1 pseudogene is annotated in these 278 nt (G+C 62.2%); it reads right to left on the bottom strand.

The features are described 5' to 3' along the window. Positions 1–164, bottom strand: a pseudogene (locus AOK01_RS45665) (bifunctional glycosyltransferase family 2/GtrA family protein); the annotation flags it as partial. Between the last annotated feature and the right edge of the window lie 114 nt (positions 165–278).

The following is a 278-nucleotide window of genomic DNA, read 5'->3' as shown; positions in this document are numbered from 1 at the left end:
GGGAAGGTGCGGGACAGGTGCTCGTGCAGTCTGAGCACGCACGGCTGGAGGTCCTTCTCCTCGTTGTAGACGGGGATCACTACGTCCAGGACAGGCGTACCGGCATTTCCGGCCGGGAGGTGTTCCCGCGCCGGCAAGGTGCCGGGAGAAGGTTCGGTTCGCATGACGACGACTGTCGTCAAGCGCCCTGTTGCACCCATGTGGTCGTGCTGTGGTGTGCCTGTGAGTACGGTTGTGAGTTTGTTTCGGAGATGAACGCCTCATGAATGCCGGGCGCT

Source organism: Streptomyces aurantiacus (genome assembly GCF_001418335.1).
Classification (GTDB): domain Bacteria; phylum Actinomycetota; class Actinomycetes; order Streptomycetales; family Streptomycetaceae; genus Streptomyces; species Streptomyces aurantiacus.
Note: the sequence above shows the minus strand (reverse complement) of the source record. Positions and strands in the feature narration are given on the sequence as shown.